20 protein-coding genes and 1 tRNA gene are annotated in these 20,427 nt (G+C 49.1%); 5 read left to right on the plus strand and 16 right to left on the minus strand.

Features of this window, described 5'->3' with window-relative positions; translation table 11 throughout:
• Positions 1-6 precede the first annotated feature (6 nt).
• From C8D73_RS08320 to C8D73_RS11295, 9 genes are all read right to left on the minus strand, one after another.
• Positions 7-82, minus strand: a tRNA-Lys gene (locus C8D73_RS08320).
• 129 nt (positions 83-211) lie between these two features.
• Positions 212-1,501, minus strand: a complete 1,290-nt coding sequence (locus tag C8D73_RS08325; protein WP_113077898.1) for an adenylosuccinate synthase — start codon at positions 1,499-1,501, stop codon at positions 212-214.
• A gap of 21 nt (positions 1,502-1,522) precedes the next feature.
• Entirely contained in the window at positions 1,523-2,815 is a 1,293-nt protein-coding gene (purB, locus tag C8D73_RS08330) for an adenylosuccinate lyase (RefSeq protein WP_113077899.1), read from the minus strand.
• A gap of 245 nt (positions 2,816-3,060) precedes the next feature.
• A complete protein-coding gene (locus C8D73_RS08335) occupies positions 3,061-3,321 on the minus strand; it encodes an Imm17 family immunity protein (RefSeq protein ID WP_021717752.1) in 261 nt (86 codons plus the stop codon).
• Positions 3,322-3,357: 36 nt separating this feature from the next.
• A complete protein-coding gene (gene dnaB, locus C8D73_RS08340) occupies positions 3,358-4,713 on the minus strand; it encodes a replicative DNA helicase (RefSeq protein WP_021717753.1) in 1,356 nt (451 codons plus the stop codon).
• Positions 4,714-4,732: 19 nt separating this feature from the next.
• Positions 4,733-5,179 carry a 50S ribosomal protein L9 gene (gene rplI, locus C8D73_RS08345; RefSeq protein WP_021717754.1) on the minus strand — a complete coding sequence of 149 codons (447 nt, stop codon included), beginning with the start codon at positions 5,177-5,179 and terminating at the stop codon, positions 4,733-4,735.
• The gene (locus C8D73_RS08350; RefSeq protein ID WP_021717755.1) at positions 5,151-7,202 is read right to left on the minus strand and encodes a DHH family phosphoesterase; all 2,052 of its coding nucleotides are present in this window, start codon (positions 7,200-7,202) and stop codon (positions 5,151-5,153) included. Before C8D73_RS08350 ends, rplI begins: the two co-directional genes overlap by 29 nt.
• A gap of 15 nt (positions 7,203-7,217) precedes the next feature.
• Complete coding sequence (locus tag C8D73_RS08355; RefSeq protein WP_021717756.1) at positions 7,218-8,183, minus strand: YybS family protein; 966 nt, start codon at positions 8,181-8,183, stop codon at positions 7,218-7,220.
• Positions 8,184-8,309: 126 nt separating this feature from the next.
• Complete coding sequence (locus C8D73_RS11295; RefSeq protein WP_211305804.1) at positions 8,310-9,473, minus strand: hypothetical protein; 1,164 nt, start codon at positions 9,471-9,473, stop codon at positions 8,310-8,312.
• 402 nt (positions 9,474-9,875) lie between these two features.
• On the opposite strand from C8D73_RS11295, the gene C8D73_RS08365 reads away from it, so the two are divergent.
• The 5 genes from C8D73_RS08365 to C8D73_RS08385 all read left to right on the plus strand — a co-directional run bounded on the left by C8D73_RS08365 (position 9,876) and on the right by C8D73_RS08385 (position 14,616).
• Entirely contained in the window at positions 9,876-10,262 is a 387-nt protein-coding gene (locus C8D73_RS08365) for a cobalamin B12-binding domain-containing protein (RefSeq protein WP_021717758.1), read from the plus strand.
• Positions 10,263-10,359: 97 nt separating this feature from the next.
• Positions 10,360-11,859 (plus strand): methylmalonyl-CoA decarboxylase subunit alpha, encoded by a 1,500-nt coding sequence (gene mmdA, locus C8D73_RS08370; RefSeq protein WP_113077920.1) that lies wholly within the window; start codon positions 10,360-10,362, stop codon positions 11,857-11,859.
• 195 nt (positions 11,860-12,054) lie between these two features.
• Positions 12,055-13,323 carry an SLC13 family permease gene (locus C8D73_RS08375; RefSeq protein WP_021717760.1) on the plus strand — a complete coding sequence of 423 codons (1,269 nt, stop codon included), beginning with the start codon at positions 12,055-12,057 and terminating at the stop codon, positions 13,321-13,323.
• A 111-nt stretch (positions 13,324-13,434) separates the two neighbouring features.
• Positions 13,435-14,400: a tRNA glutamyl-Q(34) synthetase GluQRS gene (gene gluQRS / locus C8D73_RS08380; protein ID WP_113077900.1), complete on the plus strand. Its 966-nt coding sequence runs from the start codon at positions 13,435-13,437 to the stop codon at positions 14,398-14,400.
• Between the two features lie 12 nt (positions 14,401-14,412).
• Complete coding sequence (locus tag C8D73_RS08385) at positions 14,413-14,616, plus strand: hypothetical protein (RefSeq protein WP_113077901.1); 204 nt, start codon at positions 14,413-14,415, stop codon at positions 14,614-14,616.
• A 31-nt stretch (positions 14,617-14,647) separates the two neighbouring features.
• Here the strand turns inward: C8D73_RS08385 and C8D73_RS08390 are convergent, their stop codons facing one another.
• From C8D73_RS08390 to C8D73_RS08420, 7 genes are read right to left on the minus strand one after another with little or no spacing between them, the layout of a single operon-like run.
• Positions 14,648-15,463: a PHP domain-containing protein gene (locus C8D73_RS08390; protein WP_113077902.1), complete on the minus strand. Its 816-nt coding sequence runs from the start codon at positions 15,461-15,463 to the stop codon at positions 14,648-14,650.
• Positions 15,463-16,155, minus strand: coding sequence for a phosphonate C-P lyase system protein PhnL (locus tag C8D73_RS08395; RefSeq protein WP_113077903.1), 693 nt, complete (start codon positions 16,153-16,155; stop codon positions 15,463-15,465). Before C8D73_RS08395 ends, C8D73_RS08390 begins: the two co-directional genes overlap by 1 nt.
• Positions 16,156-16,163: 8 nt before the next feature.
• Positions 16,164-17,348: an alpha-D-ribose 1-methylphosphonate 5-triphosphate diphosphatase gene (locus C8D73_RS08400; protein ID WP_113077904.1), complete on the minus strand. Its 1,185-nt coding sequence runs from the start codon at positions 17,346-17,348 to the stop codon at positions 16,164-16,166.
• A 29-nt stretch (positions 17,349-17,377) separates the two neighbouring features.
• Positions 17,378-18,217, minus strand: a complete 840-nt coding sequence (locus tag C8D73_RS08405; protein ID WP_113077905.1) for an ATP-binding cassette domain-containing protein — start codon at positions 18,215-18,217, stop codon at positions 17,378-17,380.
• Positions 18,214-18,525, minus strand: a complete 312-nt coding sequence (locus C8D73_RS08410) for a hypothetical protein (protein ID WP_113077906.1) — start codon at positions 18,523-18,525, stop codon at positions 18,214-18,216. Before C8D73_RS08410 ends, C8D73_RS08405 begins: the two co-directional genes overlap by 4 nt.
• Positions 18,525-19,373, minus strand: coding sequence for an alpha-D-ribose 1-methylphosphonate 5-phosphate C-P-lyase PhnJ (locus C8D73_RS08415; RefSeq protein ID WP_021717768.1), 849 nt, complete (start codon positions 19,371-19,373; stop codon positions 18,525-18,527). Before C8D73_RS08415 ends, C8D73_RS08410 begins: the two co-directional genes overlap by 1 nt.
• Positions 19,363-20,427, minus strand: a complete 1,065-nt coding sequence (locus C8D73_RS08420) for a carbon-phosphorus lyase complex subunit PhnI (protein ID WP_113077907.1) — start codon at positions 20,425-20,427, stop codon at positions 19,363-19,365. Before C8D73_RS08420 ends, C8D73_RS08415 begins: the two co-directional genes overlap by 11 nt.

A 20,427-nucleotide genomic window follows, 5' to 3' on the forward strand; every position in this document is an offset into this window, starting at 1 on the left:
AAAAAATGGTGATCCACCCGCGACTCGAACGCGGGACACCCTGATTAAAAGTCAGGTGCTCTACCGACTGAGCTAGTGGATCACATAGTTATCAAGTTTCAAGCCAACTTGACAACGATATAATTATAACTACCTTTCACTGTTCTGTCAAGAAATAATTTTCAAAAATATAAAAACCGTCAGAAAAAATCTGACGGTTTAAATTTTTGATTTACAGCAATTTTTTCAGTACGATAGTCTGTTCACGTTCCGGACCTACGGAAACAATACCCAGTTCGACACCGGCAACCTCACTCAGACGGTTCAGATAAGTTTTCGCCTGAACAGGCAGCTCGTCAAAGGTGCGGATAGACGTAATATCAGTCAGCCAGCCTTCAAACTCTTCAAAAACCGGTTCAACCTTTGCCAGAACGTTCAGGCTGGCAGGAATCTGTTTGATTTCCTGTCCGTCGATCTTGTAGCCGACGCACATTTTGATCTTCGGCATTTTATCGAGAATATCCAAACGGGTCACTGCCAGGCAGTCCAGGCTGTTCAGACGTGCGGAATATTTGAGCATGAAAGCATCAAGCCAGCCACAGCGGCGGGGACGTCCGGTAACGGTACCGTATTCATGGCCTGTTTCACGGATCTGATGCCCGGGTCCGTCAGTATCAAGCAGCTCAGTAACAAAGGGACCTTCGCCGACGCGTGTCGTATAAGCCTTGACTACGCCCACCACATGGTCGATATAACGGGGGCCGATGCCGCTGCCGGTGCTGGCATTGCCGGCAGTCGGGTTCGAGCTGGTAACATACGGATAAGTACCATGATCGATATCAAGGAAAGTAGCCTGCGCGCCTTCAAACAGCACGTTTTTACCCTCGCTGAAAATTTCGTCTAAAACTACGCCGGTATCGGCAATATACGGCCGCAGCTCTTCGGCATAAGCCAAAAATTCCTGCAGCATAGTTTCATAATCAAAAGGTTCGCCGCCATAAATTTTAGTAATAATGGCATTTTTGGCTTCCAGGTTGATTTTCAGCTTTTCTGCAAAAGTATCGGGTTCCATCAAATCACAGATGCGGATGCCGGTACGGGCAACCTTATCCATATAGCAGGGGCCAATACCGCCTTTGGTCGTACCGATCTTATTACAGCCCAAAGCTGCTTCCTGCAGTTCATCCAGACGGGCATGGTAAGGCAGCACCACATGCGCACGGTCAGAAATGACCAGATTGTCGCAGCTGATGCCTTTAGCCTTCATATCAGCAATTTCATGCAGAACTACGCCGGGGTTGATAACGACGCCGTTACCCAGCACATTAGTCTTATCACTGTACAAAACACCGGAGGGAAGCAGACGCAGTTTATAGGAAACGTCATTGACGACTACCGTATGACCTGCGTTGGAACCGCCGGAATAACGTACGACGGCATCGGCTTTCTGTGCCAAATAATCAACAATCTTACCTTTACCTTCATCGCCCCATTGGGCACCAATAACTACAACAGATGACATGTGAGCATCTCCTTATCTAAATCATAATCCGAAGCGGGACATAATCAAATCTACATGACGCAGCATGGGTTTAGGATCGAAGCAAGCTTCGATTTCTTCTTTGGAGAGATATTTTTGGATATCCGCATCCATTTCCACGTTGGTCTTAAAATCAGCGCCTTCAAGCCAGCGGGCCATAGCGTTGCGCTGCACCCATTTATAAGCGTCTTCACGCAGCACGCCCTTGCTGACCAGTGCGATCAGCAGATTCTGGCTGAAGATCAGGCCGCCGGTTTTGTTCAGGTTCGCCATCATCGCTTCCGGATAAACCAGCAGCTTGTCAACGATACCGGTAAATTTACGCAGCATATGATCCAGCGCGATAGTAGCATCCGGTAAAATCACACGTTCCACAGAAGAGTGGGAAATATCGCGTTCGTGCCACAAGGCGACATCTTCCAGCGCAGCAACGGCATACCCTCTCAGCAAACGTGCCATACCGGAGATTTTTTCGCAGGTGATGGGATTACGTTTATGCGGCATCGCCGAGGAGCCTTTTTGCCCAGGAGCAAAATATTCTTCAGCTTCACGAATGTCCGTGCGCTGCAGATTACGGATTTCCGTAGCCATTTTATCAAGAGAGGAACCAATGATCGCCAAAGTAGTCAGAAAATCGGCATGGCGGTCGCGCTGGATGACCTGGGTAGCCAGACGGGCAGCCTTGATACCTAATTTTTCACAAACATATTCTTCAATAAACGGGTCAATATTGGAGTAAGTGCCGACTGCACCCGAAAGCTTACCGACCGCAATAAAATCACGCGCCTGCTTCAACCGTTCGATATTGCGCTCTGTCTCATCCATCCACAGCGCAAACTTCAGTCCGAAGGTCATCGGCTCGGCATGGATGCCATGAGTACGACCGATCATAATCGTATGCTTGTGTTCAGCGGCACGGCGTTTCAGGACAGCATGGAATTTTTCCAGATGACTCAGTAAAAGGTCGGCAGACTGTTTCATCATCACACCCAAAGCGGTGTCCTTGACATCGCTGGAGGTCAGGCCTTTATGGATGTATTTGGAAGAATCGCCCACATATTCGGCCACATTTGTCAGAAAAGCAATGATGTCATGGTTGGTGACAGCTTCGATTTCTTTGATGCGTTCGATGCGGAAATCAGCTTTAGTCTGAATATCCTTCAATGCGTCATCAGGAACGATGCCCAGTTTGTTCATCGCCTCGCAGGCCAGAATTTCTACCTGCAGCATTGTTCGGAATTCGTTTTCCAAAGTCCAGATATGACCCATCTCGGGATGAGTATAACGTTCGATCATTTTTTTGTTTCCCCCCGTAAAATCGGTGTTTTTTGCAATAAGAATAGGAAGAAGGCCTGCTTGCGTTCTTCCTCTCTTATAAATAAACTTTTTTATCCTCTCATATCATAACATTTTCAGTTCTTCACTGCAATACTACTGAACATTTTTTACAAATTTATTTAAAACATTCGTAAAATAAACAACAGCGTGAAAACCTGTTATCACAGGCGTTCACGCTGTTTTTCTTTAAAGCGCTCCATTATTTATGACAAAAATAAAAATACCAGACCACACAAAATAATGACCAGTCCACTGATACCCATCAGAAAACGATACCCCTGATCGCCGAAAAAATCATGTACCAGCGTATCAAAGGCAAACGGGCGCACCCGCCTGTGGTCAAATTCGCAGACCCAACGCCAGTTTAAAAGCGCGCCGATAAAAATCAGCAGGCCGCAGCCGATGATAGTAAACTGCCAATGCTTCTGCAAAAAAGCCATCAGCTGCTCCATCCATATTTCCACGCGCCGCCTCCTTCTCATCTGCTCACAGGTCTGAGTTTACTCCTTACGCTTACTGAGTCCCACAAATTTGGTATATTGTTTGTGGAAGAACAGATTGACCGTATCGACAGGGCCGTTACGGTGCTTAGCGATGATCAGTTCGGTAATATTTTTATTCTCCGTTTCCGGATTATAGTAATCTTCACGATATAAAAAGGCTACAATATCCGCATCCTGCTCCAAAGAACCAGACTCACGCAGGTCAGACAGCATCGGACGTTTGACCTGACGCGCTTCGACGCTGCGGCTCAGCTGCGATAAAGCAATGACCGGAACATCAAGCTCACGGGCCAGCGCTTTCAACGAACGTGAGATCTCTGAAACCTCCTGCTGCCGGTCACCGCTGTTGTTCTTTTTACCGCTGCCCTGCATCAGCTGCAGATAATCGACTACGATCAGATCAAGACCGTGTTCGGCTTTCAGCCGGCGGGCGCGCGACCTCATATCCATGGCAGTGATACCTGCTGTATCGTCGATATAGATATTAGCACTGGAAAGCGTATCTGCCGTATTGATGAGCATCGCCCAATCTTCATCACGCAGCTCGCCGATACGCAGACGCTGCGAATCAATGTTGGCTTCGGCGCAGAGCATACGCTGTACAAGCTGCTCCTTGCTCATTTCCAGGCTGAAAAAAGCAACTGTTTTCGGAGCTCCGCCAACCTTTTTGGCAGCTCGGATCGCCACATTCTGTACCACATTGAGCGCAAAAGCAGTTTTACCCATGGAAGGACGGGCCGCAAGGATGATAAAATCACTGCCATGCAGGCCGGAGGTCAGATTATCAAGATCTTCAAAGCCTGTAGGCAGTCCGGTAAGACCATTCTTATTGCCCATCAGCGCTTCGATACTCTTAAAAGAATCAAGAACGATCTCATTGATCGGCGTAAAATCAGCTGTCTTCTTCCGGTTGGAAATCTCCAAAATCTTGCTTTCAGCACTGTCGATGATGTTTTTCACATCATCATTAGCCTCATAACCCATCGAAGCTATCTGCGTCGATACGGAAACCAGCTGACGCAGAATCGATTTTTCTTCAATAATGCTCGCATGATAGGTTACGTTGGCCGCAGTCGGCACAGCATTAGCCAGCGAAGTGACATAAGCGATACCGCCCACATCCTCCAGCTTGTTGTCACGCTTCAGAATCTCCGTCACCGTGATCATATCCACAGCTTCGTTCTTATTGTAAAGCTCCAGCATAGCGTTAAAAATGACGCGGTGCGCCTCACGGTAAAAATCAGTATCCCGCAGGATCTCCATGACCTTGGGGATAGCCTCTTTCTCGATCAGCATCGCGCCCAGCACTGACTGCTCGGCTTCTATATTTTGCGGTGGTACTCTGTCCTGCATAACCTTCCCTGTCTTTCGCTTATTCCGCTTCAACTACTACGGCAAATTCCGCAGCAATCTCAGGGTGCAGTTTAGCTACAGCTGTATAATTGCCTAAACCCTTAACAGGTGTTTTCAGTTCTATCTTCCGGCGGTCGATATCCAGCTTGGTCTGTTCGATCAATGCTTCCGCCACGTCTTTAGACGCAACCGAGCCGAACATTTTCCCATTATCACCGACACGTACCTTCAAGGTAACGGTCACTTTTTCGATCTGAGCTGCCAGAACGGTAGCTTCATCTTTCTTCTGTGCGGCACGACGGGCAGCATTGGCCTGATCCTGCTTGGCCTGATTTAAATTAGCCGCACTGGCTTCTTTCGCTAATTTGCGAGGCAGCAGATAGTTGCGGCCATAACCTTCGGCCGTTTCTACGATATCGCCTTTTTTACCTAAACTTTTAATATCTTGCAGTAAGATCACTTTCATTGTTATCAATCTCCTCTAACTGTTTTTTTGCCAAAGAGATGATCTGCGGCATGATATCCACAGCCCTCTTATTGTCAAGCTGTACGCCGGCCACAGTCTGATGACCGCCGCCGCCCAGCTCTTCCATAATGATCTGTACGTTGACCGTACCGTCGCTGCGGGCACTGATGCCCAGCGAACCGTCAACATATTCCACGATAACGACACTGACATAAATACCGCTGATGGCAACCATCGTGTCGGCAGTCTGAGCCGCTATGACTGATGATTTCGCTTCTTTGGGAGCCTGTTCATAAACGGAAACGATCAGTCCCGGTTCCGGGCTTTCTGCTTCGGCAATCAGCCGCGAACGGATCTGGAAGGTTTCCATATCGTCCTTGAACAGCTGCCTTACCACAGTCGGGTCAGCCCCGCTGCGGCGCAGTAAAGCTGCCGCTTCAAAGGTGCGCTCACCAGTCTGTACGGCAAAATTTTTCGTATCGACAACGATGCCCGCATAAAGCGCGGTCGCTTCGCCTTTAGTAAATTCCAGACGGTCATTAAAATAGCCTACAAGCTCCGTTACCAGTTCGCTGGTCGAGGAAGAAGAAGGCTCCATATATTGCAGCACCGTTTCTTTGATGGCGTCTTCCGCCCGGCGATGATGGTCGATAATGATCCGTTTCGGGATCGCTTCCATAACCTCTTTGCTTGCGCACAGCATCGGCCGGTGATGGTCGACCAGAAACAGCAGGCTGCCGGGCGTAATATGGGCCATTGCCTCCGGTCCTTCCAGCATCAGTTCCAGGTACTGTTCATCATCCTGGATCAGCTTCAGTTCATCACGCTGCAGCATTTCCTTGATCTTATCCAGTGCGTCAGTTTCGCCGCTGACAACGATATAAGTTTCCTTCTGCAGTGACAGCGCCATTTTCGCTACACCGATAGCACTGCCGATCGAATCAAAGTCCTCCATCATATGCCCCATAACGAAAACCTTATCTGCGGCAATGATCTGTTCATGGATCGTATGCGCTACGATACGTGCGCGCACGCGTGTACTTTTAGCAGTTACGGTAGTCGTGCCGCCAAAGAACTGTGTCCCGCCGTCTACGGCTACGACCACCTGGTCGCCTCCGCGCCCCAGCGCCAGATCCAATGCTTTGACTGCGTTCTGGCTCAGTTCTTCCAGATTGTCGCCTTCGCAGGCAATACCAATGCTCACTGTCGGAGTGATCTTATTGCCGACATGGATCTCACGTACACTGTCTAAAACGGGGAATTTCTGCTCCATTAAATCACGCAGGACCGCCTGATTAAAACCAATCAGACACAATTCTTTATTAGAACGACTGATAAAGCCGTTTTCTTCCTCGGCCCACTTGCTCAGTACTTCATTGACCTCGCCGCTGATATTGGCGCGGGTCGTTTCGCTCATACCCTTCATCACGTCTTCATAATTATCAAACCTGACGTAGGCCAGACACAGCTTCTCATTATCATATTTCTGGCGCAGCAGCTCAAAATCAGTCACGTCGCTCAGATAAACCATCAGGCCCGTGCCTTTTTTCTCACCTTTTTCCGATGTCTGCACCCGGCAATGCTTCAAATTATAGTAGCGGTCCTCGATCTGGATCAGGCGTTCTCCGTCCTTCACGCTCAGCGTGTCGAACGCATTGGCCGGCAACGGCAGAACATCTTCCGGACGTTTGCCCTCCAGATTTTTAGTACCCACATATTTACTGAACAGCTCATTTTTCCACTGCAGTTTACCGTCTTTGGCAAAAACAGCCATCCCGATATCCAGATTCTGAACGGCATGATGATTAGTACGCTCAATATTACGCACTACCGTATCCAGATAGCTGTTAAAGCGTACTTCCTTACTGCGCAGACTTTTTTTGTTGTAATAATACAGCAGGCCGATCAGCAGAATACATACCGGTATCCATAACGGTTCGTAAAAACCGATAATGAACGTCAGAAAAACGATCAGTATCAGCGGTATGATATCACTGCGCGAATCCCAAATTTTGTTAAACATATACTCGCCTCATCTCTATGCGCGCTTGGAAGTCCTTTTCCCGCTGAGATTACGGAAATCAAATACCAGGTCAAACGCGCCCACAAACACAATAATCTGAGAAAATATCTGGACAAAAAACAACAGTGCCACCGATACAGTTCCCCACCATTTCGGTTTATTGTTTTTTTCCAGCCACCAATAGATCAAAGCAATACCCTGCAATACAAAGAAAACACTGGTTATCACCTGCAGATTAACTGAGATATGGTACATCAGGCTTTCCGGATACTGAACATAATAGGAAACCATCAGCAACGAAATACCATAAGGCCACAGCATCCAGCCAGGTACGTTCCATTGCGTAAAAGGAGGAAACTCCTCAAAAGCAGCTCCCAGCTTACTCAAAATTTTACGTGCGGCCAGATAATTGACAAAGGCAATAATAGGAGCGCACAGGAAAAAAGCTCCCGGCATGATCAGTCGCATCATCCGAAGCATCTCGGCATTGCTTTTAACGGCTGCGTCGATCTCGGTCTGGCTCATTCCCATGGACTGGTAATAGCCTACGCTCTCACGGGCAGCCTCTTCCAATGAAGTAAACATCATATCGACCGGCTGGATACCCATGATATACAGCGCAATCAAAAAACTGGCACCGATAGAAATCAGGCAGGCCACCGAGCTGATCAGCATCAGCTTGAAAGGCTTATACCCGCGGCGCATACACTCGCCCAAGGTCAGCCCCACTAAACCAAAAGCAGCCAGCAGCGAAAAAGCATGCAGCGGGCTGATCAGAACTGCTACGGCAATATCAGCTACTATCAGCGTCATAACGCTCCAGCGCAGTCCGTTGCGCATACCGCAGATAGCGATAGGCAGGGGCCATAAAAAATTGATAAAGCTGCCGATGACCGGCACATACATGCTGATAATAGCAAAAACTATGGCGATAGCGGCCAAAATGCCCGCTTCTACCATGGCAGAAGTTTTACGAATCACTTAATTTCCTCCTTCGTAGCTATACATACATATATATAGCTAGGTATGTATATTCTACACCGAAAACGGCAAAAACGCAAAAAATAAGTGGCGCTGCCCAAAGCAGCGTCACCTTATAAAACGGTTTTATTTCCATTCAGTTTTAGCTTTTACCAGAACGCCATCGGCCTGAGGCACCAGCTCAACCAAATGTACTACATCAAACAGTGAACGATCCAGGACTTTTTTCTGCTGCAGCCTGCTTTGCTGCAGCGCAGCCGTAAAATCGACACTGATACTGCCCTGCTCATACTTGGTCGTAACACTGTCCGCATCGATATCCACCCTGTCGATCACCAGATCTACGATAGCCATGATCAGCTTGCTCCCCATCAGCTCCACTACCAGCTGCGCAAAATCATTGTCTGCGACAGCAAAATCGACCAGCTTCAGCCTTGTAAAAGCAGATTCGGCATCGACATTAAACACCTCGACCTGCAGCAGCAGCTCCAAAGTGCCGTGCGTTGTATGCTGCAGCTCCAGCCGCAGCAGATCAGGCTCGGCATAAGCCAGAGACTGCAATGTAAATTCGCTGCCGGCCAGGCTTTGACGCACATAATCCACGATTTCATCATAAGGGACTACCAGACCGCCCTGGCTCAGCTGCTCCCATTTCTGCGCCGAGAACCACATCTGCCCCTTATCTTTCAACGGCCGCAGTCTTTCACTGACCGTCGCGATTTTTTCTGATAAAACCGTTTCCGCCCGATCAGCATGTTTTTCTATTTTAGAAAACAAATTTCCTGATTTGTTTCGCAAAGCTTCCTTCAGCTCACGCAATTCAAAACGTTTGCTTTCATCGCCCAAAGGCGTGTCTTTGCAATCCATTTTTTCAAAATCTTCACTGTGCTTCATTCCCTCTTTACGGGCGCTTTCATAAACTTCCCGGAATTCAGCAATATCTTCGGGACGCCCGGCCTTAATCCAGGCATTAGCGGCCTTGCCTACAGCATAAGTCACCGATACACCTACCGGCACCTGGATCGGCGCTATTGGAATCAACGTTACCAGTGTCTGACCGACAAAAGTCGCCCCCAGTGAAGTCAAAAGTCCCAAAACAGCACTTTCTTCCAGCTTTACTCCGCGCAGCTCGCCCAGGCGCATAATCATATAGACCTCGTTAGCCATCAAAGCCATTGTTCCCACCAAAGGCGCAACTACAATCACACCGGCACGGGCTGCTCCCCAGCGGCAGATCTTTTCAGCTTCCCACTCTATATCGACAGGCTGTAATTCTTTTTCTTCGGTCATGGTATCACCTCTTTGCGATTGTTCCTGCTGTTATAATTCGCTTTTGTGTCAACTTATCCTGCAATGTTACTAAAATATCACAAAGCCGCTATTTGTAAATTTTCATTAAAATATTATCCAATTATAATATTTTTTGATATCTGGATATATAAAAACAACCAACTTTACTGGATAGAATATCTATCAGGCTGCCCTCTGAATGGTTTTAGACAGTTTTTATAATCATCCGGCCCTTTAACCATTTATTTTTTACTGTTACTTATCAATTTCGACCCGTTCACCTAACAAACATCCATATTTTTCAAACAAATATCCAGCTTATATAATTAGGTTAAATAAACTCAGGCAGATATTTATTGCCGCTTAAATCAAAAAACTATATTTTATTGAGGAGTGTTGTAAATGAAAATTCGTGTTTTAGTAGCTAAACCAGGCCTTGACGGACATGACCGCGGCGCCAAAGTCGTCGCCCGCGCCTTACGTGACGCAGGCTTTGAAGTTATTTATACCGGGATCAGACTGACCCCGGAACAAATCGCTGAAGCAGCTCTGCAGGATGATGTCAAGGTCGTCGCCCTGAGCCTGCTTTCCGGAGCACATAACACCCTGTTCCCGAAAGTGGTCGAATTAATGCGGGCCAAAGGTTTAAACGATGTACTGGTTATCGGCGGCGGCGTTATCCCTGATACTGATATTCCCGGTTTAAAAGCCGCCGGTGTAGCCGAAGTCTTTACTCCAGGTACTCCTACCGGTAATATCGTCGATTTTATCAACGCCAATACCCACTGACCGCAGCCGGTAAAACAGTTCTCTTAAATCACACTGGCTTTAACAGCCAACCATTCAGGAGGTGTTTCCCTTGTCAACCCAGGTAAAAATAGAAAAAATGCTGCAGAAAACAGCTGTAGTTTTAGCGGCAGGCGGGGAAAAACGTATCGCCAAACAGCACGCAGCCGGTAAAATGACAGCACGGGAAAGGATCGCCTCACTGCTGGACGAAAACTCCTTTGTTGAATTAGACCGTTTCGTCAAACACCGCTGTACTGATTTCGGCCAGTCCCAAAAGGCGCTGCCAGGCGAAGGAGTCACAACCGGCTATGGTACTGTTTCCGGCCGTCTGGTCTACGTTTTTGCCCAGGATTTTACAGTCGAAGGCGGTTCCTTAGGCGAAATGCACGCCGCAAAAATCGTCAAAGTCCAGCACCTGGCTCTGAAAATGGGTGCGCCGCTTGTCGGACTTAACGATTCCGGCGGAGCACGTATTCAGGAAGCTGTCGATGCCATGTCCGGCTATGGCAAGATTTTTTTCAATAATACTCTGGCCTCGGGAGTAATCCCGCAGATCTCGGCCATTATGGGACCTTCAGCCGGCGGCGCAGTCTACAGTCCGGCACTGACAGACTTTATTTATATGGTCAGAAACACCTCTAAAATGTTCATCACCGGCCCAGCAGTTGTTCAAGCCGTCACCGGCGAAGATGTGACCCAAGAACAATTAGGCGGCGCCATGACCCATAACGGTACTTCCGGCGTAGCGCATTTTGCTGCTGAAAATGATAGCGACTGTCTGCGGCAGATCCGTTATCTTCTCAGCTTTCTGCCTTCAAATAATCTGGAAGCGGTGCCTGTCGTCGACACAGGAGATGCCCCACAGCGGATCGACGCCAGACTGAATACCCTGCTGCCGGACAATTCCAATCAGGCCTACGATATGAAAACCGTTATCACATCAATTGTTGACAACGGCGAATTTTATGAATCACAACAATACTGGGCTGCAAATATCATCACCTGTTTTGCCCGTATGGACGGACAGACTGTTGGGATCATTGCCAACCAGCCTAAAATCATGGCAGGCTGCCTTGATATCAACGCCTCTGATAAAGCGGCACGCTTTATCCGTTTCTGCGATGCCTTCAATATCCCCCTGCTGAATCTGGTAGATGTTCCCGGGTTCCTGCCGGGCTGTAATCAGGAATACGGCGGTATTATCCGCCACGGAGCCAAAATGCTGTATGCTTATTCCGAAGCTACTGTACCCAAGATCACAGTCATTACCCGTAAAGCCTACGGCGGTTCATACATCGCCATGTGCTCACAGGACCTCCGTGCCGATCAGGTCATAGCCTGGCCAACTGCGGAGGTAGCAGTAATGGGTCCTGCCGGTGCAGCTAATATCATTTTCAAAAACGACCCTGATGTAAAAGCCAAAACTGAGGAATACATCGACAACTTTGCCACACCATATCAGGCTGCGATGCGAGGTATGGTCGATCTGGTCATCGAACCGCAGAACACCCGTCCCACTGTCATCAACGCCCTGCAAATGCTGCAGAGCAAACGCGAGACCCGCCCTGCGAAACGTCACGGAAATATTCCTTTATAGTCAGCTGTACATCCTTTGAAAATAAAATAGCTTCGTTTGTAAACCGCAAAATAATGTCCTTTAACAGGTAACCTCATACACCTTTAAGCGGCACATTATCTTTGCGGTATTTTTTACCCATAAATTGTCCTGCTGTACTGTCTATTGCCAGCTTCAGCAAGACTGTTATTTTCTGGAGAGAAGGAGTTGATAATCATGACCCCGGACGTACAATTTTTATTACTGCTTGCTGTTATTGCTTTACTTTTCATTACCGAACTGATCCCGCTTGCCGTCACATCGATCGGCGGCGCCGTTGCATGCGGCCTGTTAGGCTTCATCACACCCAAAGCCGTCTTTTCCGGCCTTTCCAATTCTTCAGTACTCCTATTTGCCGGCATGTTCGTCGTCGGTGCAGCAATGTTCCATACCGGGCTGGCGCAGAACATCGGGAAAAAAGTAGTCTCGGTATTCGGGACCAGCGAAAAAAGCCTGATGCTGGGTATCATGATCATCGGCGCTGTCCTGTCAGGTTTTTTGTCTAATACCGGCACGACGGCCTGCCTGATGCCTGTTGTACTGGGCATCTGCTCCGCTGCCAGGCTTCCGGCTTCCAGGCAGCTGCTGCCGCTGGCATTCGGCATCGCTTTCGGAGGCATCTTCACTATTATCGGTACACCGCCGAACCTGATCGCTTCCAACGCTTTAGTCGAAGCAGGCTTCAGGCCTTTTGGATTTTTTGAATTTGCCTGGGTCGGTATTCCTATCGCTATCGCCGGCACCCTGTACATGATGTTCATCGGCTACCGTTTTCTGCCTAAAGTCAATGCGGCCGCCGATATAGAAATCGAACAGGAATTCGACGTCAGTAATGACAATCCTCAAAAACAGCTTATTTCCGGTCTGATCCTTTTAGGCGTAGTCATCGTTATGGCTTTGAACCTGAAATTCATTACCCTGGAAATGGCGGCTGTTATCGGCGCGCTCGTCGCCGTATTGACCGGCTGCCTGACTGAAAAGCAAGCTTATGCCAGCATCGACTGGGTTTCAATCTTCCTGTTCGCCGGTATGATCTCCGTTTCATCGGCCATGGATAAAACCGGTGCCGGCAAACTGCTGGCTAAATTCTGCGTCGACCTGCTCGGCGGCACGCCTTCACCCTTATTCGTAGCCGCATTGTTATTTTTAGTATCCAGCTTTTTGACACAATTTATGTCCAACACAGCAACAGCAACATTACTCTGCCCAATCGGAGTTGCTATTGCCCAACAGATAGGCGCTTCCCCTCACGCCGTCGTCATGTCGATCACCATCGGCATCGCCTGCGCCTATGCCACTCCTGTCGGTACACCGCCTAACACACTGGTTTTAGGACCTGGCGGCTATCGTTTCATGGATTATGTTAAAGTTGGCACTCCTTTGATTTTCGTAAGTTTTATCGTTTCCATGATCGTTATCCCTATCGTCTGGCCTTTCTTTAAATAAACTTTCACAGCACCTGTTCAGCAGCAGGTGCTGTTTATTTTATAGCAAACCTTTTTTTGTCTCCCGCTCCGTGATACAATAATAAAAAAGTCTGAAAGGAGCGGTCGGTTTATGGCAAAAGCCGTCTGCGGGCGCTTTGCCCCTACGCCCAGCGGCAGAATGCACCTCGGCAATGTTTTCTGCGCCCTGCTGGCCTGGCTGTCAGCAAAAAAACAGGGCGGAACCATCACACTGCGTATCGAAGACCTTGACAAGCCCCGCTGCCCTGCCGGCAGCGACATGCTTTTAGAAGATGATCTGCACTGGCTGGGCCTGGAATGGGATACCGGAGGCAGCGCCGGCGGAAAAGATGCACCCTATTATCAAAGCCGCCGTTTTGACATCTATGCCGCCTATTTTGCACAGCTGCAAAAACTGGGACTGACTTACCCCTGCTTTTGCAACCGGGCTGAGCTGCACGCCGCCCAGGCACCGCATCTAAGTGACGGACGCATTCTATACGCCGGTACCTGCCGCCATTTGACAGCCGAACAGACTGCTGCCAAAGCCCGCACCAAAGACCCGGCACAGCGGCTGCGGCTTCCTGATACTGCTGTCAGCTTTATCGACGGACATTATGGTCCGTATACGCAGAACCTGGCTGCTGAATGCGGCGATATCATCCTGCGGCGCAGCGACGGTGTTTACGCCTATCAACTGGCAGTGGTCGTCGACGATGCCCTGATGGGCATCACGGAAATTGTCCGCGGCTGCGACCTGCTCAGTTCCACACCGCAGCAGCTTTATCTGTACCAGCTGCTGGGCTTTACCCCACCGGCTTTTATTCATGTACCACTGCTGATGGCTGCAGATGGCAGACGTCTTTCCAAACGCGACCGTGATCTGGATCTCGGCTTTCTTCGTCAGCATTTTGCCAGTCCTCAGCCGCTCATCGGCCTCCTTGCCTTCCTGGCCGGACTGCTGCCGGCACCTGAACCAGTCAGTGCCAAAGAACTGCTTCCGTTGTTCAGCTGGCAGAAAGTGCCCCATAACAATATCATCGTCAGTGAAAAGCTTTTAAATTTATTTAAACTATAAAGGAGCAACGCTATGCTTTATGTAGTTCTCACAACCTTTGCCGCCGGTATGGCGACAGAATATTTTTTAGGCAACCGCTGGATAGGTTTTTTCGCAGTCGGCGTACCGGCTTGCCTGTATTTTTTCTATCTGGATTATCAAAAACGTGCAGCCGCAAAAAAAGAAGAAGAAGAAAAGCGTGCCAAACGTAAAGAACGTAAACAACAGCATAAATGATAAAAAGAACGCATTGGATAATGCGTTCTTTTTATTTATCGCTGTTATTATTAAATATTATCCGCAGCGCGTTTTCCGTCGCCAGACAGGAACCAAGCTCACTGCTGCCATCCTCCAGTGTGCCGTGGTAATCGCTGCCGCCGGTAAGAAATAAACCGTATTGAACAGCCATCTGTCTGATAGCTTCTTTATCAGCCTCTGTATTTTTACGGTGTTCCAGCTCAATACCCTTTAAGCCATACCCGACCAGTTCAGGCACAAGCTCAAGATTTTGCTGCTGCCCCGGATGGGCCAATACTGCCAATCCTCCGGCTTCTGTAATCACACGCACGGCAGCGGCAGCATCCAGGTACTCAATATCGAAATCACAATAACCGCCGTTTTTAAATGTTTCATGATAAAAAGTGCCAAACATTTCTTCTACCTGCTCCGTCGCCACCAAATATTCCATAAGATGCTGTTTGTAAATAACGTGTCCGGCCCGTTTCACAAAATTCTGAGGACGGATACGAAAACCATGCTCTGCCAGAAGTGCGATCTGGCGCAGGCTATTAGCCTGCCTGCGTTCCAGCAGCGGACGGCAGAAGGCCGTCACTGATCTCGTGTCACGCATGGCATAACCTAAAATATGCGCCTTCCGCTGCTTTTGAAAATCATAGGCCGAAATCTCGATTCCAGGCATCACCTTCAAAGCAGTGACCGGCGGAATATCACCGCAGCGCGGCACCCGGTCATGGTCGGTAATGGCGATATGAGTCAGCCCCTTGCTCACCGCCTTCTGGATCAATTCAATCACCGTAGCGCTGCCGTCAGAATATGCAGAATGTAAGTGCAGATCACCGCGCATCAGGCAAAACTCCCTTCGGACATATTGAAGACCTTATCACAAACGCCTTCCATAAATTCCAGATCATGAAAAATTCCCAGCATACTGGTCTTTTCTTCTTTTAACTGCTGCAGAATATCCTTTACTAAAACTTTAGTCTTATTATCCAGAGACGCCGTTGGTTCGTCCAGCAGCATCAGCCGCGGCCGTTTGACCATAGCGTGCGCCAGATTCAAACGCAGCCTTTCACCTCCGGAAAAGGTCTGCGGATAAATATCCCACAATTCCTCCTGCAAACGAAAATAATCCAGCATTTCCTTAGCACGGCGCTCGGCCTCGCCGGCGGCGACGCCGATTTCCAGCAGTGCCGACATAACATGCTCTTTTGCCGTCGTACGCGGCATCACATTCAGAAACTGAGCCACATAACCGATTTCATAGCGGCGCAGCTGCAGCATCTGCCGCTCGTCGGCCTGAGCCAGATCAATAGGCCCAAAAGCCTGACTATTATAAACGATCGTACCCTGCAGCGGCAGATAGGTACGGTTGATACATTTAAGAATGCTCGACTTACCGGCGCCGGAACGCCCCACTATACCGATAAATTCACCCTCATGCAGCGTGAAACCGATATCGCGGCAGCTCTTGATAGTTTTGCCCAAATTATGCAGATAAAAATTTTTCGTCAGCCCTTCAATGGCAAGTATCTCCATAACTCCTCCTAAACCCTGTATTCCAACTGTGAAATAACCTTGCCGTCAACCAAAGCGTGAGTAATAACAGGATAACCGTCTAAAATCTTGATAATCAGCAGATCGGCCTTTTTTCCCACCGCCAACGAGCCATAATCGTTATCGATACACATCGCTCTGGCCGGATTCAGCGTCAGCTTATTGACGATTTCCGGCAGCGGCACGCCGTGCTGCTCATGCATAATGAAAATACTGTGCAACATTGCCGCAGGATAATAGTCGGAGCAGAGAATATCGGCGCAGCCTTTCTTGACCGCTTCTGCCGCAGACAGATTGCCGGTATGTGAACCGCCCAGCAGAATATTAGGAGCTCCGACCACTGTAGCCAAACCTAACTGCTGTGCCTGCCTGGCAACGTCGATCGTAATGGGAAATTCACTGATAGCAACGCCCAGCTCCTTATTTACCTGCAGCTTGGCAGCAGTATCGTCATCATGTGACGCTGCAGGGATTCCGTTAGCCCTGGCCAGTTCCGCCAGCTCATGCAGCTGTTCAAAGCTCAGGGTCCGTTTGTTTTTATGATGTTCCAGCACGCCCTCAAACCCCAGCGTTGTTACAGTTTCACCGTGATAAGCGGTAATAGTTTTGCGGTAAGTCTCGATATTGCGGTACTGCCCCTGCCCGGGCGTATGGTCCATAAACGATATCTCATGCACTGTTTTTTCCCGCAGCATTTTGCTGACGATATCAAACGCTTCCAGATTATCGATCTCGATCCGCAAATGCAGACGATGATGAATAAGGTGATGACGCTCGTGGATATTATTGATCAGCTCAGCCAGCTTCAGCACATTTTTCTTATAGCGCAGCTCCGAAGCCCCAAAATAATCGTCCTGGTAGAGTGATATCGAATGGTAGATCGTTGTGATCCCCTGATTGATCAACTGCCGCTCGATCTCCTTCAGTCCCATCTCGAAATCCATCACGCTGGTAGGACGCGGCTGAATGATCTGTTCGATCTTGTCAGAATGAGTATCGATAAAACCGGGGCAGACATACCTTCCGTGCGCATCGATTTTTTCATCATATTGCCCCAGATCGATAACGTCCTCTGCAAGAATATCAATAATACGGTCATTTTCCAACACCAGCACTTTATTTTCCAACACCTCGGCAGGTGTGATCAGTTTACCATTATAAATAGCTGTTTTCATAGTCATCCTTTCCCGCGGCAGCGCCGCTGTTAGAGCAATGAGTGTACCAGCTGCTGTGTATAAGCATGCTGCGGATCCTCTAAAATCTGATCGGTAAGACCGCTTTCCACTACCTGGCCATCCAGCATGACCATCGTCCTGTCTGCCAGCATCCTGATCACTGCCAGATCATGCGAAACCAGAATGATCGAAATATTATAACGGCTGCGTATTTTCCTGATCAGGTCTAAAACCTTGGCCTGTACCGAAAGATCCAGCCCGGTGGTGACCTCATCCAAAAGCAGCAGCCCCGGATTATTGGCCAGCGCCTTGGAGATCTGTACCCGCTGCTGCATACCGCCCGAAAAATTTCTGGGCGGTTCCGCACGCCTGGAAGTCAGTATCTCCACCGCTTCCAAAAGCTCCACTGTTCTGCCGTCCATAAAAGCTACATTACGATTGCCGGCGGCAATGATCTTTTCAGCAACATTGGCAGCAGATGAATAATCCATACGCAGACCCAGCAGAGGATTCTGATAAACCATCCCCATCAGATGATTTTTGATATACCGGCGCTGCTGTGAACTGGCGCCGAAAACATTGACCTTTCCATCCTGATACTGCTTCAGAAAGGCACTTCCTCCTGTTACTTCATGATCGAAATACAGACTTTTCATCACGCTGGATTTTCCTGAGCCTGATTCACCGACAATGCCTAATACTTCTCCGGGATAAACGTCAAAGGATACATTGCGTACAGCCCAGACAGTACCGCAGCGGGGACAGCGGTTCTTTTCCATCGGCTGCCGGCTGCGGCAGCACTCGCAGCCGTTGCCATAACGCAGCAGCAGATCGCGCACCTGTAAAACGGCCTCTTCTTTATTAATCATATCTGCCGCCCCTTTCCGCGCACAGCATCCTGTTCTTTTACATATTCACGGAATTTCTCAGATTCTTTGACTCTGGAAGTGGTTTCCATTTCACAGCACCCCGCTAGCACCGTGATCTTCTCCCTCAGCAGCGGCTGCAGGCAACAGGGCAGATGCTCAGCGTGATAACGATGCAGCGCTACACATTCGCGGCACTTCCCGTGCCATTCGCAGCGGCTATAAGGACAACTGCAGTCCAGCACCTCCTGGCTCTCCAGCAAGGCCCTGTTTTTTAATGTATCTTCATAATATTCCTCTTTAGTACGCATCAGCAGTCCGCCTCCTTGCGCAGCCTTCGTTTAGAGCAGTAACCTGTATCCGAGCACTGATAGCTGACAGCGCCTGTCTCTCTGTCGATAAGCTCGTCAAAATAAACATTTTCCGCTCCACATAAACGGCAGCGGCGACCTTCCATATGTTCGATCTCAAAAGGCACATCGTCAAACGCCAGCGACACGACCTTTGTATGAGGCGGGATCGCATAAATTTTCTTCTCGCGCCCTGCTCCGAATAAATACAGACATTCCGACTCATGCAGCCTGGGATTGTCATATTTCGGGATCGGACTGGGGTTCATAACATATCTGTCCTCAACAGTAACCGGATATTCCGTAGCAATCGTGACCTTGCCATATTTCATAATGCTTTCATAAAGCTGCAGCCAAATGCCCGTGTAATCTGCTTCTGCATGCATCAGCTTCGTTGCTTCCTCGCTTGGTTCTATCACCCGCAGCGGTTCCGGCAAAGGCACCTGAAAAACCAGCAGCTGGTCATTACGCAGCGGTTCCTCGGGTATACGATGACGCGTCTGGATCAGGGTTGCTTCCGTACTGTCTGTAGTAGTCGCCACATCGCTGCACAAATTGATAAATTTCTTGATATTGACAGCGTTGACACTATCGTCGCTGCCCTGATCGATAACCTTCAAAACATCACGCGGGCCGATCAGCGACAAAGTGAGCTGAATGCCTCCCGTCCCCCAGCCGCGCCCTATCGGAAGTTCGCGCGAGCCGAACGGCACCTGATAACCGGGTACAGCCACCGCCTTTAAAATACTGCGCCTGATTTCCCGTTTAGAACCTTCGTCCAGGAAAGCAAAATTATATTCAGGATTCATGCTCCGGCTCCTTTCTGGTCTTGCGTACGCTGTCCAGCTTAGACTGGAAGGTAACGTAATGCGGCAGCTTCAAATGAGAAATAAAGCCGTTCATCTCCAGCGAATCACCATGCAGCAGTACAAATTCTTCATCCTGTGCAGGAGTAGGCCCTTCTGTTTCCAACGACGCGTCCAGCACCGCCATCGAGATCGCCTTGTTTTCGTTCCGCCCCAAAACTGCACCGTAGCCTACTGCCAATTTCAGTTTCTTATCGTCATCCTCAGGAATAAAGCCCTCTACTTCCGTCAGCAAAATTTCACCGATGCAGATGCTTTCCGTCTCGTCAAACAAATATGGTACTTCCAGCTCCACATAGCCGCAGCGCAGTTCACCTACAGTTGGATGTACGGCGCCATAACCACGGATCGAACTATACGCCAGTCCGCCGATAAAGCCCCCGTCAGCCCGGGTCAGAGTCTGCAGACGCGCGCTTCTGTCAGCAGGGAATTCCAGAACATTCTTCGTTACATCCACAGGTTCCATATCATCGATCTCACAGCTGTCGATCAATCCCTCTGCCTTCAGATACTCCGAAACCCGTGGCAGCTTTACTACCGGCACAGGCTTCGCCTCTTTAAGGCAGCACTGACGCCGGGCGCATAATTCCACTGCCGACGGCTGGTTAAATTCAATCAACCGATGTGTATAATCATAGGTCGCTCCCAGAATCTGTCCGCCCTGAATATCCTTAAAGGCTGCCGAGATCCTGCGGACAGCGCGCATCTCTGTCCCGCTGGCCGGCAGGGTATAATAATTGCGGCTCAAAGTCGAACGATAAGCCCGCAGCAAAAACACTGCTTCTTCGATACTGCCTTCCGCCTGTTTCAAAGCCAGTGCCGCATAAGCCGGCGCATATAAGCCAGACTCGCTCATTACCCGGTCCACTAAAAGGCCCAGCTTTTTTTCTATCGCTTCTACTTCCAGCTCTTTAAAAGTACTGCCGCGCATACAATGCAGCAGCCTGATGCTTTCCTCTATTGCTTCCTGACCGCCGGAAACTGCCACATAAGCCAT

The organism is Phascolarctobacterium faecium DSM 14760, assembly GCF_003269275.1.
In the GTDB taxonomy this organism is placed as follows: Bacteria; Bacillota; Negativicutes; order Acidaminococcales; family Acidaminococcaceae; genus Phascolarctobacterium; species Phascolarctobacterium faecium.